This window comes from Haloterrigena alkaliphila (genome assembly GCF_017352155.2).
Taxonomy (GTDB): Archaea; Halobacteriota; Halobacteria; order Halobacteriales; family Natrialbaceae; genus Haloterrigena; species Haloterrigena alkaliphila.
On record NZ_CP071462.1, the window covers coordinates 2,131,361 to 2,147,298 of the forward strand.

Sequence of the window (15,938 nt, forward strand, 5' to 3'; positions counted from 1 at the left end):
AGCACACGACCGTCCCGGTCGCGAGTTCCGCCCGCGACGTCGAAGCCGAATCCCGGGTCGAGCGTTGCTGTCCGGGCCGCGTCCACGGCTGAATCGCCATCGAGGCGGATTCGCGTCGGCGATTCAGACGGCGACAATACTCAGTCGCTGCGCATGATGTGCTTGATCAGTTCGTTCTCGTCTTCGCCCAGCGCCGACTGGACGAGGAGGTGGCCGCCGAGCATCGCTGGACTGATCACCGCGTCCGCGCCCGCACGCTCGAGTTTCGTCGTGTTCTCGCGGTCGGTCGCGGCGGCGACGATGCGGGTCTCCGGGGCCAACTGGCGCGCGGTGAGGATCGCGAGCGCGTCCTCCGCGTCGTGGTTCGTGGCGACGAGGATGGCGCTCGCGCGCTCGATCTTCGCCCGCTCGAGGGGCTCCTCGTCGCTCGGATCGCCCGAAACCACGGAGATGTCCCGATCGGAGAGCTCCGAGGCCGCCTCGCGGTCGTTCGTCACGACGACGAACTGCCGGTCGTTGGCGGCGAGTTCGTCGACGATCGGTTCAGTCAGTTCGCCGTATCCCAGCACGAGGACGTGATCCTCGAGCAGTTCGAGTTGCGTATCGGTCATCTTTCCGAGTGTCTTCGTGATGCGGGTCTGGATCGCCGGCCCGACGAGCGCCCCGATGGCGATACCGAAACTGGCCACGCCCAGCACGAGCACGGACATCGTGAACAGCATCGCCTCCGTCGACCCCGAGTCCGGCGTGACGTCGCCGTAGCCCACCGTGCTCGAGGTGATCAGCGTGAAGTAGAACGCGTCGAGGATGGTCGTGATGCCCTCGAAATCCTCCCGGAGCGCGTACGCGCCGATGGTGCCGTAGGCCTGGACGCCCAGCAGCGCGAAGCCGGCGGCGATCTGGGTCGTCCCAAGCGAGAGCGACTTGTCGAACCGGCGGTAGTTGAGCAACACCACCGGGATCGCGATCAGCGACAGAACGACAAGCGGCAGCGAGAACTGACTCGACTGGAGCAGGCCCTGCGCGGCGGTCAGCGGGAGCAACAGCAGCGTCGCCCACCACCCCGCTCGCAGCCCGCGCCGGAGCGCGAGCGCGCTGCCGACCATCAGAAACCCCGTCAGGGCGCCGGTGAAGCCGGCCGCGTCCCGGACGGGGTCGGGGACGTACTCCGCGAGCGGCCCGCCGACGAAATCGAAGCCGATGTTGACGACGGCCGTCCCGACCGAGAGGATCGCGACGCTCAACGCGAGCATCACGGCCGCCTGAATCGAGAGGAGCCGCCGCCAGTTGTCCGGCAGCCGCGCTCGTATCCACCCTTCCTCGGCCATACAGCCCGTCCGCGACGGTGTCAGTTAAACGTCTCCGTTTTCGAACGTTCACACCCGTCGATGGACGGCCGCCCGTCCGAGCGACGACGGACAGCCGCTCGTTCGGACGGGTCCCGTTTCGACTCGAGGACGCGAGCGCGGCCGCGACCGCGAATCGCGGCCGCGGTTCGCGGTCGGTGGTGATTTAACCGTCCCGGACAACTCGCCGACAATGACGCCCGGTGGAAGTCTCCCGGTCGAAGTCCTGTTCGGTCTCTATCTCGGTCTCCTGACCGGCATCGTCCCCGCGTTCGTCGCCGGTTCGCTCGGCTTTCTCGTTCGCTACTTTACCGGAGTTACGCTGCCCGGTTTCGGTGTCGTCGTCCTCGCGCTGTCGATCGCCAGCGTGCAGGGCGGGCTGCTCGGCCTCGTCGAACCGAACATCGCCCAGTCGCCGCGGTTGCTGATCGCCGTCCTCGTCGTCCTCATGCTCGCGCTCTACGCCCACAGCCAGGGCGACAAACTCGGCGCCGAACTCCCACGGCACCTTTCCCTCACCTCGATCCGCCAGCGGACCCTGTCGGCCGACGTCGTCGAACTCGTCGGCACCATGGGACAGGTCACGGTCCGTCCGACCGGCGAAATCCACGACATGGAGGGCTACCCGCCGCTATCGCCGGCCCTCCGCCGATCGCTGAAGAACGGCTCGTGGCGGCTCCCCGCCGATCTGCCGCTGTCGGAACTCGAATCCCGCCTCGAGGAGCGACTGCGGACCGACCACGACCTGGGCGACGTCAGCGTGACGATCGACGAGCGGGCACGCGCGACGATCACCGCGGCCCCGCCGTCGGGCGGGCTCTCCAAGCGGATCCCCGACGGCCGCCGCGCCGTCTCGATCGCGACGCTGGTCCCGACCGGGCTCGCGCGCGGCGACGAGGTGTCGATCCGCGCCGAAGCGCGGACGCTCTCCGGAACGGTGCTGAGCGCCCGGACGGCGGTCGACGACGAACACGCGGCCGACGAGTCGCCCGTCGACGACGGGACGCCCGTCCCCGACGGCGGCGACGCGGAGGCCGACCCCGACCCCGCGCCCAAACCGAACGCGGCCAGCGCCGGCGGCATCGGTCGCGTTACCGTCGCCGTCGCCCGCCGGGACGTCAAGGCGTTGCTCGAGACCGAGACGCCGCGGCTGGTCGTCCGCTCCCGAGGAACCAGCCGGGAGTTCGAGGCCTTCACGCTGGTCAAGCGGGCCGGGCACGTGATCCGACGGTTCACCGTCGGCCCGAACGCGGACGCCGACCTCCGCGCCGCGGCGGACGTGACGGTCCTGGCCGCCCGTCGACAGGGCAGCGAGACCGGCGGTCGTCGCAGCGGCTGGGTGTTCGCGCCCGGCATCGAACGGTCGCTCGAGCCCGGCGACGAGGTGTTCGTCGCGGGGCCGGAGGCGGCGACCGACGAGTTCGTGGAGGCGGTCGCCCGATGACGGCGTCGATCGCCGCCGGACTCGAGCCGATGCTCGCCCAGACGATCACCTCGGAGACGCTGCTCGACTCGCTCCTCGGAATTCTGGGCTTCGCGCTGCTGGCGGGGGGAACCGCCGCGGGCATCGCCTTCGTCTTCCGCTGGTACAGCGCGGACGCGATCCCCGAGGGCGTCGCGATTCTGCTCGGCGTCTCGATGGTCGCCATCTGGCTCAACGCCGAGTCGGCGCTCCAGCAGGTGATCAGCGGCGACGCGGAACTGCTCGAGTTGAGTACGGTGGTCTTCACGGTCGCCGCGTTCGCCGCGAGCGCGATGGCCGCCGACGGCGGCCGACGACTCGGTGACCACCTCGCGACGGACGTCTTCTCGATCGCGACGCCGCGGACGATCACCGAGGTCGGCCAACTGGTCCGATCGGCCGGCCGCGTCGTCGCCGTCGAACTCCCCGAGGAGATCGCGGACGTCGACGGTTACGACCCGGTCGACGAGCCCACCAAGACCGAACTGGCCGGCCACACGCTGCTGTTCCCGCGGCGCCTCTCGGTCGACGACCTGCGCGAGCGATTGATCGACCGCCTCGAGCGCGACTACGGGATCGGCCACGTCGACGTCGAGTTCGGGGCCGATCGGACGATCGACTACCTGGCCCTCGGCAGCCGCCCGTCGGGAATCGGCTCGACGCTCGCGCCGGGGACCGTCGCCGTCGCGATCCGCGGCGATCCGGCGCCGGACGCCACACCCGGAGACGCCGTCCGGATCTGGCGTCGCGACGGCGATTCGCTCCGACGGGCCACGGGCGGAGAACTCCGCGGAGTCGCCGACGACGTGGCCACCGTCGCCGTCGACGCCGACGACGCGGGATCGCTCCCGTCCGAGGAGGAGTACCGGCTGGTAACGCTGCCTCGCGACCCCGGCGCCGAGCGGGACCTCGTCTCCCTGCTCCGGGCGGCCGACGAGACCGTGACCACGCTCCCCGTCGCGGCCGGTGACGCGCTCGAGGGCGCGACCGTCGGCTCGCTGCCGGTTCTCGTCCTCGCGGTCGACCGCGACGCGGACGCCGCCGCCCCCCTCGCGCTGCCGGCGGCCGACGCGCGCCTCGAGGCCGGCGACGTCGCCTACGTTCTCGGCCGCCCGGACGCCCTGCGGCGGATCGGCGACCTCGAGCGGCCCGGCGAGGCCCTGCTCGAGGAGGCCGCGGAGTCGGACGGAGCGGAAGCCGATTCGGAACCCACGGACCCGCCGGCCGACCCCGCGCGGGAGCGGTAGCTACTTGCCGTCGGCACCGATACCGCCACGTATGCCCACCGAGTGGAAGCTCTTCGCCGACCTCGCGGAACGCGCGGGCGATAAACACGTCACCGTCGACGCGGGCGCCGGCGACACCGTCGGGGACGCCCTCGAGCAACTGCTCGAGGAGCGGTCCGACCTCGAGGGACGCGTCCTCGACGACGACGGCGAGTTGCGCTCCCAGATCAACGTTCTGCGAAATGGGACGAACGTCCTCGTCGAGGAGGAGGGGATGAAGACGGAACTCGAGGAGGGCGACGAACTGGCGCTCTTCCCGCCCGTCAGCGGCGGATAGCGCCCCTCGAGTCCGTCTCTCGCCCGCTCCCTCGCCTCCTCACTCGTCGCCGGTCGTCTCGCCCGCTTCGTCCGCGACGACTTCGACCGTCACGCCGTTCGGTTCGTACGCGTTGGCGGCGTAGCCGCCCTCGTTCCACGGGTACTCGTCGTCCTCGAGGGCGTCGCGCCAGGCGTCGGGCTCGGAGATCCGCGCCGGCTGCCGCCGGTCCAGTTCGTCGGTCGCCCGCGACAGCAGCGCGTGCGTTCCGGGTCCGGCGTCCCAGTCGTAGCGGAACAGTCGCCACGCGCCGGCGTAGTCGGGGCCGAACAGGTCCGCGTCGTTCCACGTCTCGCCGCCGTCGGTCGAGATATCTACGCGGTCGACGGCGTCGTCGCCCGCCCAGGCGACGCCGCGCACCTCGATCGTTCCGTCCGAGTCGGGCGTCGCCGGCGACTCCCCGTCCGGCGTGCCGATCACCGACATCACGTTCGCGTCGAACGTGTAGGGGGAGTCGACCGCGCCCTCGAGCTGGGTCCACGTGTCGACGGAATCGATCGTCTCGTTCGGATCGGGTTCGACGCCTTCGGGGTGGATTCGGTACGACTCCTGCTGCCAGACGGCGTGCTCGCCCGGCCGGTCGAGCGCCCCGTCGACGACCATCGAGTCCGCCACCCGGAGCTCCTCGAGCCACTTGACGTTGTTGACCCCGTACCAGCCGGGGACGATCAGTCGGACCGGATACCCGTGCTCCGGCGGGAGCGGGTCGCCGTTCATCTCGTAGGCGAGGACGCAGTCGTCGAGCGCCTTCTCGAGCGGAATCGACCGCGCGAAGACGTCGTCGCCGTCGGATCGATCGCCGCCGACTGCGGTCAGCCACCGGCCCTCGGCCGCGTCCGCGCCGAAATCGCGCAGCACCGAACTGAGGGGCGTCCCGGTCCAGACCGCGGTGGCGGCGGCGTCGAACTCCCACTGCACGCTGCCCGTCTCGGGTCGGTGCTGGCCGCGACCGTTGCCGGCGCACTCCATCGTGTGCGCGACCGCCACCGTCGGGTACTCGGTTTCGATCGCCGCCATCGAGAGGGTCCCCTCGAGCTGCCCGGCGAGCGAGACGGACCATCCGTCGGCCGCCACCCGCGGAATGTCGTTTCGATGGCAGACGAAGTGTTCCTCGACGGGCGTCAGCCAGCTCGCGTAGGTGCGACGCTCCGCGGCGCCGACGACCGTGTACTTGTCCGCCTCGTCTCGAACCGGACGCACGCCGCCGTCTTTCCGTTCCAGTATCGCCTCGATCTCCCCGTGTCGGTTCTCTCGCGGCCCTTCGGCGACCATAGCGTCTCACTCCACACTGCCGCGTGGTAAATAGTGGCACGGTCGTGTCGGCCCCGGTGTCCGCGCCGCGATACCGCTCCTCGGCTCGATGGCGCCGCGTCAGTCGGCCGTCAGATCGATCCCGAGCACGAAGTCCGGCTCGTCGGAGACGCCGACCCCAGCGGCCGGCGCGTCGGTGACGTAGCGCGCTGTTTCGGGAATCAGAACCCGCGTCTCGTCGGCGCCGCGGTCGGCGGCGTCGCGGGCGATCGCGGCGAACAGCGCGCGGGCGGCGTCGACGTCATCCCACGCGCCCACGCCGTACTCGGCCCACGTCTCGGTCCGCGTTTCCGGCTCTGCGTTCGCGCCGCCGCTATCGCTCGAGTCCTCGTCCTCGACGTCGACCTCCTGGTCGTACGTCCGCGACCGGTAGGCGGCTCCCGCGAGGCCGTCCGATCCCTCGACGGCGAAGACGGCCGTCTCGTCGGCGAGTCGCTCGAGGTCCCCTCGCCTCAGTTCTCGGACGGCCCACGACTCCTCCGGTGACAGGGCCAGCCCGTTCAGGTGCTCGCGCGCGTCGCTGTGGGTCCAGTAGCGCCACGCCGCGGTAGGGTCGCTCGAGACCCGATACGAGCCGTCGGCCTCGGACTCGAGGTCGGCGGCGTCGGGATCGGGATGCGCGAACCGGAACTCGGTGAGCGGTTCGTAACCGCTCGCTCGCGCGGCGCCGAAGGAGGCCGTGTTCCACGAGAAGATCATCACGCGACCGACGGCCGCGCCCCGCTCGCGGGCCCACTCGAACAGCGCCTCGTTGAGCCGGCGGCTGACGCCCTTTCGACGGTGTTCGGCCGCGACCCGCATGCTCTGGAACCAGGCCTCGTCGTCGGAGAGCAGCACGCCCTGGACGATGCCCGCGGCCTCGCCGTCGACCGTCGCGAGGAAGGTCTTCTTCCCCTGGCCGGGGTCGTCCTCGAGCCAGTCGTGGTAGATTCGCGGAATGTAGTCGCCGCCGCGATCCGCCCAGATGTCGCCCGTGAAGTCCGCGACGGCCTCGTAGTCGTCGTGGGTCGCCCGACGGATCTCGAGTGTGGAGTCGATGTCTGAATCGGGTGCCATCGTCAGTTGAACAGCCCCATCTGAGGACGTCGTGCGAGAAAGCACTTTACAGATCGATCAACTCGTAGCGGTTTCGTCCAATTACTGCGGTGGCGCGCGCTGGTGCGCGGCGAACGAAGTGTGAGCCGCGCTCCAACGCTGCGCGAGGGATGAGCGAGCGGAGCGCGGCGCATCGCGCCGCGGAAGGGCGAACGGCACAGCCGTGAGCCGAGAGCGAGCGAATCGGCTGGGGAGGGTGTGGAAATCCCCGTTGTCAGCGCGAGCGAAGTGTTCTACTTCGGATTCTTACTCCATACGAAGATCAGCCGTGACAGGCTTGCCACAGGAGAGATCGGGCAAAAATTGTTCGCTGTGCTCCGTCTCGCCTACTCCCAGGGAACCGACCGCTCCTGAATCTCGCCGGCCAGCGAGGTTCCCATCGCCTCCTCGACGTCCTCGCTGTGCTCGAGCGCCCACATCAGCTTCACCTTCGCCGTTCCCGGCAGCGTGTCGCCGGCCTCGATCACGCCGGCCTCGAGCAGGTCCCGACCCGTATCGTAGACCCGGTCGCAGACCCGTCCCTCGAGACACTGGCTGGTCATGACGACGGTCGTGCCGTCGTCGATCAGGTCCTCGATGCGGGGGATGAGGTCGGTGTGGACGTGGCCGAGGCCGGTCCCCTCGATGATCAGTCCCTCGCTCCCTTCGACCACGTCGAGGAAGGCGGGATCCATCCCCGGCGTGAACTTGAGGAGTTCGACGTCGCTCTCGAGGTCGTCGCGCAGCTCGAGGTCTGCCTTCCCCCGCTGCTGGTAGTCGCCTTGGAACTCGACCGCCTCAGTCTCGTAGTCGACGGTCCCCAGCGGCTCCGCGCCGACCGTTTCGAACGCGTCCCGGCGCGAGGTGTGGTTCTTCCGCACGCGCGTCCCGCGGTGGAGCGCGCAGACGTCGTCCGATTCGGAGGCGTGCATGCAGACCAGCACCTCCGCGCAGTCGCTCTTGGCGGCCTCGACGGCCGACACGGCGTTCATCACGTTGTCCGAGGACGGCCGATCCGCCGAGCGCTGGGAGCCGGTGAAGACGATCGGCACGGGCGTCTCGAGCATGAAGGCGAGCGCCGACGCGGAGTACTGCATCGTGTCGGTGCCGTGCATGACGACGACGCCGTCGGCTCCCGCGTCGATCTCCTCGCGCACCGCTCGCGCGAGGTCCTGCCAGATCGGCGGCTCCATGTTCTCCGAGAGGATGTTGGCGACGACTCTCCCGCGGTAGTTCGCGCGACCCGCGAGGTCCGGAACCGCGCGCAGGACGTCCTCGGCGTCGAACTGCGCGGTCACCGCGCCCGTGCGGTAGTCGACCGTCGAGGCGATCGTTCCGCCGGTCGAGATCAGCGAGATGGTCGGCAGGTCGTCGTCGAACTCGATCTCGGACGCGCCCTCGTCACCGGCGTCGTCCTCGTCGGCGCCCGTCGCGTCGGTGCCGTCGATCTCGTAGACGTCCTCCGCGAGCACCTCGACGTTCGCCTCGGCGCGGTCGACGCCGACGTTGTAGCCGCCCTCGAGTTTCACCACGAGGTGGTCGTCCGTGCTCGAGGGGAGCAACACGCCTTCGTACGTGCGATCCGCGCGGTCGACGCGAACGCGATCGCCTGGATTCATGGGTGGGCGTTGCGCACCGGCGGACTTGAAGCCACGCATTCGGACCCGGGGCGCTCGAGAACGCTCGCGTATCGAACACGCTCTCGTATCGAACGGGTGCCGGACGCGCGATGGACGTCGCTGCCGTGCCACCGATCGAACACGCCCCCGAAGCCGGCCTCAGGTGAACAACCCGAGCAGAATCAGCCCCAGTCCCGTCAGTAGTAGGATGCCCGCGATCATCGACGTCAGCGCCTGCAGCGAGGACTCGACGTCCTCGGGAACGTCGAGTCGGGGGTAGAACCGGCGGGTCGCCACCAGCACCCCGATCCCCAGTGCGAGCGCGCTGATACCGAACGCGAGCAGTTCGGTGCTCATCCCGCGTTGGTAGCGGGGCCAGCGTGAAAAGGAAGCCCCCGCAACTCGAGATGAGAGAATCACCGCTCCGAGCGGCGAGCGCGACTCACGCGAGGCCCGCTGCGGCGCGGAGGAAGACCGCGCCGATCGCGAGTCCACAGAGCGCGATGCCCAACCCGAGCAGCCGGGCCAGATCGGTCATCAACTCCGGATACTCCGGCTGGGGCTCGAGGTTCGCGACGAGGACGTAACAGAAGACGCCGCCGCCGGCGGCGAGGAAGCCGAACGTCGCCGCCGGAAGCCAGTCCATGGATTCGGTGGGACGGCCGCGGTCGTATATCCTGTGGCCGATGGGGAAAGATCCATGCTGTCGGCTGCCCAACGAGAACCCATGAGCGACCGCTCGGACGAGGTCACCGAGAGCCGGGACACCGAGGACCTCCTCGAGGAGACCGAGAACCTGCTCTCGGAGTCGGGCGCCGGAGCGGAACCGGGGGCCGGGACGCCGTCGACGCCGGCGGACCGACCGGCGTCGGATCGGGAACCTCCGACCGTCGACGAATCGACCGGGCGCGAACCGAGCGGCGACGACTCGTGGTGGTCGTCCGCCGACTCGCGGTCCGGGACCGACGCGGACTCCGGAGCCGGGACCGACGCGGACTCGAGGACCGGATCGCTGCGCTCCCGACTCACGCCGGGGCTCTCGCCCCAGAAGTACTTCTCGCCGCGGGCGTTTCTCGCGTTCGTCCTGCTGGTCGGCGCGGGGCTGTTCGCCGGCGGGCTGGTGATTCCGATCGCCGGCCGTATCGTCGGGATGTTCGGCGTCGCCTTCGCCGTGGGCCTGCTCTCCTCGAAGCGTCGATACCTCGAGATGGGCGCCGCGGGGACCGCCGTCGGCGGGGTCTCGGCCGTAGTTAGCAACGCCGTGATCGCGTTCGCCGGCTCCGTTCGGGCGGTCGTCGCCGTCGGCGTCGCGGCCGGGCTGGTCGGCTGTCTGCTCGGCTACTACTTCGGACGCGATCTGCGAAACGGACTGTCCCAGGATATCGAATGATCGAGGGCCGTCGGCGCTAACTCGGCGTCAGTTCCCAGCCCCGTTCGGTCCGGCGGACGACACCCTCGTCGGCCATCGACTCGAGCAACTCGGCGACGAGTTCCCGCGGGGCGTCGACGTCCTCGCTGAGTTCGTCCACGGACTTGGGCTCGGAGCGGATGCTCGCCAGAACGTCGGCGTAGATCCGGCTCTCGGGACCGGCGCCGACGTCCTCCGAAATCCGATCGAGGACGTCACAGAGCCGGCCCTGGACCCACCGCTGGGCCAGCGACAGTTCGTTCTCGAGTTGCTCCAGGTCCTCGAGGGCGCGCAGGAGATCGTCGAGGTCGTCGCTCTCGTCCCAGGCGACGTCCAGCGTGAGGTGGCGGCAGGTCGTGATGTCGAAACTGCTGTTGGCGGGATAGGCGCTCTTGCTCGCGAACCCGTACGGCGAGACGTTCACCTCGAGACGGACGTTGCGAGCGATGTGAAAGTACTTCCGGCGCTGGTCGTCGACTCGACTTTCGATCAGGCCGGCCTCCTCGAGTTTCCGCAAGTGTTCGATGACCGCCTTCGGACTCACGCCCAGATACTCGGAAATTTCCGTGACGTAACAGGGTTTGCGGGCGAGCAACCGGAGGATTCGTCTCCGGTTTTCGTTACCCAACAAATCCAGCAATGCGGCGGAGTCCATCGAGAGATGGTTGGGGGTCGGCGCTGAAAAGCGTGTCTGCTCGGTGCGGGACAGCGATACCCGTCTCGCTCGCCCGCGTCACTCGAGTCGCGGCTTCCTCAGGCGTCCGTCTCCGCGCTGCCGTCCGAGTCGGCGCCCGGTCCGCTTCCGTTCCCGTTCCTGGGGTTCGTACCGTCTCTCGAGTCTGCCCCGTTCCCCTGTCCGTTCCCGTTTCTCGAATCGGCGCCGTTCTCCGACCCGGATCCGTTACCGGGGGACCCCTTCTTCTCGGAGCCGCTCCCGTTGCCGTTCCCCATCCCTGGACCGGAGCCGTTTTCCCGGCCGGGTATCGTGGCGTTGTTCGACTCGTCGTTCGGCGGTCCGCGATCAGAATTGCCCGGCGAGCGATCGTTACCCTGCCCGTTCCCGTTGCCGCGCGACTGATTTCCGGGGTCGTCCGGCGGTCCGTTTCCGGGCGTTCCATCGACGCCGAGGCCCCGCGCCATTTCGGCGACTTCGGGGCCGGACAGCTTCGAGGCGTTCGATCTGAGCGCGTCGACGCGCTCCTTGCCGACGCCGCTCTCGACGGCCCGGTCCTCGACCCGATCGATTGCGCGCTCGAGGGACGTGATCTCGACGGAGAGTTTGGCCAGTCGCGACCGGTACTCACCGGGGTGGAGATCGTCTTTCCGCTCGCGAAGCTCCTCGCGTTCGGCCTCGAGTTCCTCGAGTCGCTGCTCGATGTCGCCCGTGCGGTCGCGGACGATCGCTTGCCGACTGTCGTTGTCGGCGGCCTCGTATTTCGCCTCGAACAGTTCTTCGTCGACCGTGCTCTCGACGTCGGCCGCACTGGCCTGCATGAGCGTCGACACGGTGGTGTTCGACGTCGACTCGTTGGTCTCGTCGGCGGCAACCGTTCCGACGGCAGCACCGCTCGCGACCGGGGCGACCGTTAGCCCGACGACGGCGACGAACACCAGTAGGACAACCGACCGAGTGGTCATTGCTCTCTCGTAGGAGAGAACATACTAAAAAGCCGAACTTTCGTTCGAACCGTTCAATCCAGTCCACGACCCCCTCAGCGATAGTTCAATCGTTCACGGACGGGAGCAACGCCGTGGCTGCGATTCAACGGCGCCTTGAATCCGCTTCCAGGTGTTTCGCCGCCACACGCCTCTCCGGGTGAATACCGATGAGACGCGCCGCGGGACCCCCGGAACGCGTTCTCCCGGGAATCGTTCACACTGTGTGCGTCCGTTCATCGATGCCTGTTTGATGTATTACTACTCGACAAACTATCCAATCGGTCGGTAGTGTGTGGGACAGATTGAACTTCTCCTCTGATAGTCCTCCGGTTTAAATCTATCCGGAAATAGTTATATCTCGCCGGTCCATGTGTCCTGATACCAATGTTCGAGGTGTTTACGCGGAGCTACTATCTCGGACGGCTCTACGTGACCCCGACCGACCGGGATCACGCCCTCATGCACAGCGAGCAACACGAGCGGATCAACGAGGAGGTCTACGCGACCGGGGACGGTCTCGAGCGCCTCGATGCGCCGCTCGTGATGAAACTCGACTCTCAGCACTTCCCGGTTCACGGCGACGACGCCGTTCCGGCGAACACGCTCGCGCTGCCCGAATCGATGCTCGAGAACACCGACGTTCGCAATCCGCCCTCGCTCCACGAGGTGTTGCTGGCCAGACGCGAGCGCGCCGAGCAGTTGCTCTCCCTGGCCGGCGGCTGGTCCGCGCCCGGGGACGACCTCCCCAGTGCCGGAACCTAAAAGTACTCGCGCTTCGCCGTTTCGTCCACACGCAGATGCTCGACCAGTTGCTCGGCCGCGCCTCGCTCAAGGATCGCATCGACGAACTCGAGGCGGAAACCGAGCGTTTGCAAGCGCGCTACGAGGCCGAATCCGAGCGCCGCGCCGAGGCGGCTACCGCCCGGCAGGAGGCCGAGAAGAAAGTCAACCGACTCGAGGACCGCATCGCCCAGCTCGAGGGCGAACTCGAGCGAACGGACGCGGTCGAAACAGACGTCGCCCCCCGCCGTCGCGAACGGCTCCGGGGGACTCGTCTCGAGACCGTGATCGATCGACTGACCGCGTTCGAGACCGGCCCCGAGGGCGCGCTGACGGCGGTCCTCAGCGACGACGAGGGCGTCGCGACCCTCGCGGACGCACACGACGTCGACTTCCAGGCGTTGCTCGGTGACCGAGCCGCACTCGTCGACGCCGCCGCGCCCTGCGTGCTGTGTCTCGACGACGCCGGCCTCGTCGCCGTCGCGCTCGAGCCGCCGGCGATGCCCGACCCCGACCCCCGGGTCGGCTGGGACGACCGGTTCGCCCTCGAGCGGGAGTGGTTCCTCCCGACCGGCCGGTACGCGCTCGCGCTCGTCCGGACCGATCTCTTCGCCCTCGGGACCTACGACGACGGCGACCGCGTCGACTACCGGGGCTTCGAGAGCGACGTCAAGGGGAGCCACTCCAAGGGCGGCTTCTCGCAGGCCCGGTTCGAACGGATCCGCGACGATCAGATCGACGACCACCTCGAGCGCTGCCGGGAGGCCCTCGCCGAGCGCGTCGGAAGCGATACCGACCGACTGTACCTGGTCGGCCAGCGCGGCGTCGTCGAGACGCTCGCCGACGAGAGCGGCCTCGAGCCCGCCGGGACCGCCGCCGTCGACGCGACGGGGGATCCGGAACCGGCGCTCGAGGACGCCCACCGATCGTTCTGGACGACCGAACTGCGGGTGTTCTGAGGGGGCCGCGTGCGGTGTGCCGGCGGTTAGGAGGTCGGGCAGTCGGGCGGTCGTCGCTCGAGGCGAATCGCAGAAATTTTTGGCCGCGGCGGACGACTAGCCGCGTGAGCGATGTCCGACTTCGAAACCGTCACGTGCGACAGCTGTGGTGACGATTTCAAGGCATTCCCGGACGCCAACGCGGCCCAGCGCGGGTTCTGTTCGCCCGCGTGCGCGCTTGAGGCGAACTGAGAACCGGCGTTGAAAACTGGCGTCGAACTGCTGCGCTCGAGGACGCGACTCGAGCGCGTTCGATTCCGGCTTTTTCGCTCGAGCGAACGAGTTGGTGACTAGCCAATGGTCTCTCCGTCTCACCGCGTTCCATGGAAGCAGGTCGAGCGTCCTCCTCGTGCTGGCAACTGGGAATCGCCACGCCCTCCCCAACCGATTCGTTCGCTCCTGATAGTCGCTCACTCATCCCTCGCACGGTGTCGTCGGCCGCCCTCACTAGCGTTCGGTCGTCCGACAGCGCGCGCCACCGCACGTTGTTCGATCGCTCTTGGCACGCGATATCGACCGTTTAAGTGCTCCGTCGGCATTGATCCGATATGCGCGTCGCCATTCTCGCCCACGAGAAGTTTCCCGACCGGGCCAAGACCGCTCTCGGCGTCCTGCGGTACGCCGACGACGAGGTCGTCGCCGTCCTCGACCGCGAGACGGCCGGCCGGCGGGTGAACGACTTCGTCCCGGACGTCCAGGACGCACCGATCGTCGAGGGGATGGCCGCCCTCGAGTCCCCCGTCGACGCCCTGCTGATCGGCATCGCGCCCATCGGCGGCGGCTTCGACGAGCGCTGGCGCGACGACGTCCGAACGGCCCTCGAGAACGGCTGCGACGTCGTCGCGGGACTGCACTACTTCCTGAGCGAGGACGAGGAGTTCGCCCGCCTCGCCGACGAACACGACTGCGAACTGCGGGACGTCCGGAAGCCACCGGAGGACCTGACCGTCGCCGAGGGGGTCGCCGGCGAGGTCGACGCCGAGATCGTGCTCACCGTCGGCACCGACTGCTCGGTCGGCAAGATGACGACCACGATGGAACTGGCGCGGGCGGCCCGGGAGGCCGGCCACGACGCCGCCGTGATCCCGACCGGCCAGACGGGGATCATGATCGAGGGCTGGGGCAACCCGATCGACCGCGTCGTCAGCGACTTTACCGCGGGCGCGGTCGAGGAGATGATCCTCGAGATCGGCGACGAGCGCGACTACCTCTTCGTCGAGGGGCAGGGCAGCATCGTCCACCCCGCGTACTCGGCGGTCACCTGCGGCATCCTCCACGGTGCGATGCCCGACAAACTCGTCCTCTGTCACGCGGCCGGCCGGGAGACGATCCACGGCTACGAGTCCTTCGCGCTGCCCGACCGCTCGACCTACGTCGACCTCTACGAGTCGCTATCTGCACCGGTCTCGGGCGGCGCGGTCGTCGCCGGCGCGCTGAACACGGCTTCCCTCGAGGCCGACGACGACGCCCGCGAGGCGGTCGACGAGTACGCGACCGAAATCGACGCCCCCGCGACGGACGTCATCCGCTTCGGAGCCGATGACGTCCTCGAGACTCTGCTCGAGTGATCGCCATGGTACTCGAGACATCCTTCGAACGCCACGCGCTGCCCCTCGAGTACCCGTTCGGGATCGCCCGCGGGACGACGACCGAGCGAGAGGTCGTCACGGTCCGCATCGAGGACGACGACGCCGTCGGCGTTGGCGCCGCTGCGCCCGCGTCCCACTACGGCGAGACCGTCGACACGGTGACCGCCGTCCTGCCGGACCTGCTCGCCGTCGTCGAGGATGAGGTGACGGATGCGGACGATCTCCACCGACTCGAGACCGTCGAACGGCGCATGCGCGAGACCGTCCGCGGGAATCCGGCGGCCCGCTGCGCCGTCAGCATCGCCTGCCACGACCTCGTCGCGAAACGGCTCGACGTGCCGCTCTACCGCTACTGGGGACTCGATCCGGACCGAACGCTCGAGACGTCCTACACCATCGGCCTCGACGACCTCGAGACGATGCGCGAGAAGACCGAAACCGCACTCGAGCGGGGCTACGGAACGCTGAAAATCAAACTCGGCACCGATCGGGACCTCGAGATCGTCGAGACGATCCGATCGGTCGCCCCCGACGTCGACCTGTTCGTCGACGCCAACGAGGCCTGGGAACCGAAAGAAGCCGTCCGGAAGATCGACCACCTCGCCGAGTACGACCTCTCGTTCGTCGAACAGCCAGTGCCCGCCGAGAATCCCGAGGGACTGCGGTTCGTCTACGAACGCTCGCCGTTGCCGATCGCGGCCGACGAGTCCTGCGTGACGCTCGCGGACGTCCCGCAGGTTGCGGATCGGTGCGATATCGCGAACCTGAAACTCATGAAGTGCGGCGGCCTCCGGGAAGCGAAGCGGATGATCCACGCCGCCCGGGCCCACGGTCTCGAGGTCATGCTGGGTTGTATGACCGAGTCCAACGCCTCGATCGCCGCGGCCTGTCACCTCGCGCCGCTGCTGGACTACGCCGACCTCGACGGCTCGCTGTTGCTCGCCGACGATCCCTACGACGGCGTCCCGCTGCCCGACGGCCGGATCGATCTGGCGGGCCTCGAGCGGTCTGGCACCGGCGCGGTCCGCGAGTAATCGTTCGTCGGGGTCGGTCGAACTCTTCACGCGACGCGACTATTCGACCGATCGCC

The 15,938-nt window shown here is 68.7% G+C and carries 16 protein-coding genes; 8 read left to right on the forward strand and 8 right to left on the reverse strand.

Going from position 1 to position 15,938, the window contains the following annotated elements:
- Window positions 1–140: 140 nt before the first annotated feature.
- A complete protein-coding gene (locus J0X25_RS29130; RefSeq protein ID WP_207287421.1) occupies window positions 141–1,328 on the reverse strand; it encodes an NAD-binding protein in 1,188 nt (395 codons plus the stop codon).
- Between the two features lie 211 nt (window positions 1,329–1,539).
- Here J0X25_RS29130 and J0X25_RS29135 point away from each other — a divergent pair, with 211 nt between their 5' ends.
- From J0X25_RS29135 to J0X25_RS29145, 3 genes are read left to right on the forward strand one after another with little or no spacing between them, the layout of a single operon-like run.
- Window positions 1,540–2,790, forward strand: coding sequence for a DUF8167 domain-containing protein (locus J0X25_RS29135; RefSeq protein ID WP_207287422.1), 1,251 nt, complete (start codon window positions 1,540–1,542; stop codon window positions 2,788–2,790).
- Window positions 2,787–4,055 (forward strand): DUF8167 domain-containing protein, encoded by a 1,269-nt coding sequence (locus tag J0X25_RS29140; protein WP_207287423.1) that lies wholly within the window; start codon window positions 2,787–2,789, stop codon window positions 4,053–4,055. The genes J0X25_RS29135 and J0X25_RS29140 overlap by 4 nt, the downstream gene beginning before the upstream one ends.
- A gap of 31 nt (window positions 4,056–4,086) precedes the next feature.
- Complete coding sequence (locus J0X25_RS29145; protein ID WP_207287424.1) at window positions 4,087–4,371, forward strand: ubiquitin-like small modifier protein 1; 285 nt, start codon at window positions 4,087–4,089, stop codon at window positions 4,369–4,371.
- A 39-nt stretch (window positions 4,372–4,410) separates the two neighbouring features.
- Here the strand turns inward: J0X25_RS29145 and J0X25_RS29150 are convergent, their stop codons facing one another.
- The 5 genes from J0X25_RS29150 to J0X25_RS29170 all read right to left on the reverse strand — a co-directional run bounded on the left by J0X25_RS29150 (window position 4,411) and on the right by J0X25_RS29170 (window position 9,060).
- The gene (locus J0X25_RS29150; RefSeq protein WP_207287425.1) at window positions 4,411–5,682 is read right to left on the reverse strand and encodes a sulfite oxidase; all 1,272 of its coding nucleotides are present in this window, start codon (window positions 5,680–5,682) and stop codon (window positions 4,411–4,413) included.
- A 99-nt stretch (window positions 5,683–5,781) separates the two neighbouring features.
- Window positions 5,782–6,777, reverse strand: coding sequence for a GNAT family N-acetyltransferase (locus tag J0X25_RS29155; RefSeq protein ID WP_207287426.1), 996 nt, complete (start codon window positions 6,775–6,777; stop codon window positions 5,782–5,784).
- A 365-nt stretch (window positions 6,778–7,142) separates the two neighbouring features.
- Complete coding sequence (gene gatD, locus J0X25_RS29160) at window positions 7,143–8,414, reverse strand: Glu-tRNA(Gln) amidotransferase subunit GatD (protein ID WP_207287427.1); 1,272 nt, start codon at window positions 8,412–8,414, stop codon at window positions 7,143–7,145.
- A gap of 159 nt (window positions 8,415–8,573) precedes the next feature.
- Complete coding sequence (locus tag J0X25_RS29165) at window positions 8,574–8,771, reverse strand: hypothetical protein (protein ID WP_207287428.1); 198 nt, start codon at window positions 8,769–8,771, stop codon at window positions 8,574–8,576.
- 85 nt (window positions 8,772–8,856) lie between these two features.
- The gene (locus J0X25_RS29170; protein WP_207287429.1) at window positions 8,857–9,060 is read right to left on the reverse strand and encodes a hypothetical protein; all 204 of its coding nucleotides are present in this window, start codon (window positions 9,058–9,060) and stop codon (window positions 8,857–8,859) included.
- 81 nt (window positions 9,061–9,141) lie between these two features.
- Between J0X25_RS29170 and J0X25_RS29175 the strand changes: the two genes are divergently transcribed.
- Window positions 9,142–9,804, forward strand: a complete 663-nt coding sequence (locus tag J0X25_RS29175) for a DUF456 domain-containing protein (protein ID WP_207287430.1) — start codon at window positions 9,142–9,144, stop codon at window positions 9,802–9,804.
- A 16-nt stretch (window positions 9,805–9,820) separates the two neighbouring features.
- Here J0X25_RS29175 and J0X25_RS29180 read toward each other — a convergent pair whose 3' ends face one another.
- Window positions 9,821–10,477: a metalloregulator ArsR/SmtB family transcription factor gene (locus J0X25_RS29180; protein ID WP_207287431.1), complete on the reverse strand. Its 657-nt coding sequence runs from the start codon at window positions 10,475–10,477 to the stop codon at window positions 9,821–9,823.
- Window positions 10,478–10,575: 98 nt separating this feature from the next.
- Complete coding sequence (locus tag J0X25_RS29185) at window positions 10,576–11,460, reverse strand: hypothetical protein (RefSeq protein ID WP_207287432.1); 885 nt, start codon at window positions 11,458–11,460, stop codon at window positions 10,576–10,578.
- 405 nt (window positions 11,461–11,865) lie between these two features.
- Here J0X25_RS29185 and J0X25_RS29190 point away from each other — a divergent pair, with 405 nt between their 5' ends.
- The 4 genes from J0X25_RS29190 to J0X25_RS29205 all read left to right on the forward strand — a co-directional run bounded on the left by J0X25_RS29190 (window position 11,866) and on the right by J0X25_RS29205 (window position 15,882).
- Window positions 11,866–12,243, forward strand: coding sequence for a DUF5802 family protein (locus tag J0X25_RS29190; protein ID WP_207287433.1), 378 nt, complete (start codon window positions 11,866–11,868; stop codon window positions 12,241–12,243).
- A 35-nt stretch (window positions 12,244–12,278) separates the two neighbouring features.
- Window positions 12,279–13,220, forward strand: a complete 942-nt coding sequence (locus J0X25_RS29195) for a Vms1/Ankzf1 family peptidyl-tRNA hydrolase (RefSeq protein ID WP_207287434.1) — start codon at window positions 12,279–12,281, stop codon at window positions 13,218–13,220.
- A 587-nt stretch (window positions 13,221–13,807) separates the two neighbouring features.
- On the forward strand, window positions 13,808–14,827 hold the full coding sequence (locus tag J0X25_RS29200; RefSeq protein WP_207287435.1) for an N-acetyltransferase DgcN family protein: 1,020 nt from the start codon (window positions 13,808–13,810) through the stop codon (window positions 14,825–14,827).
- Window positions 14,828–14,832: 5 nt separating this feature from the next.
- Window positions 14,833–15,882: a dipeptide epimerase gene (locus J0X25_RS29205; protein ID WP_207287436.1), complete on the forward strand. Its 1,050-nt coding sequence runs from the start codon at window positions 14,833–14,835 to the stop codon at window positions 15,880–15,882.
- The last annotated feature ends 56 nt before the right edge of the window (window positions 15,883–15,938 follow it).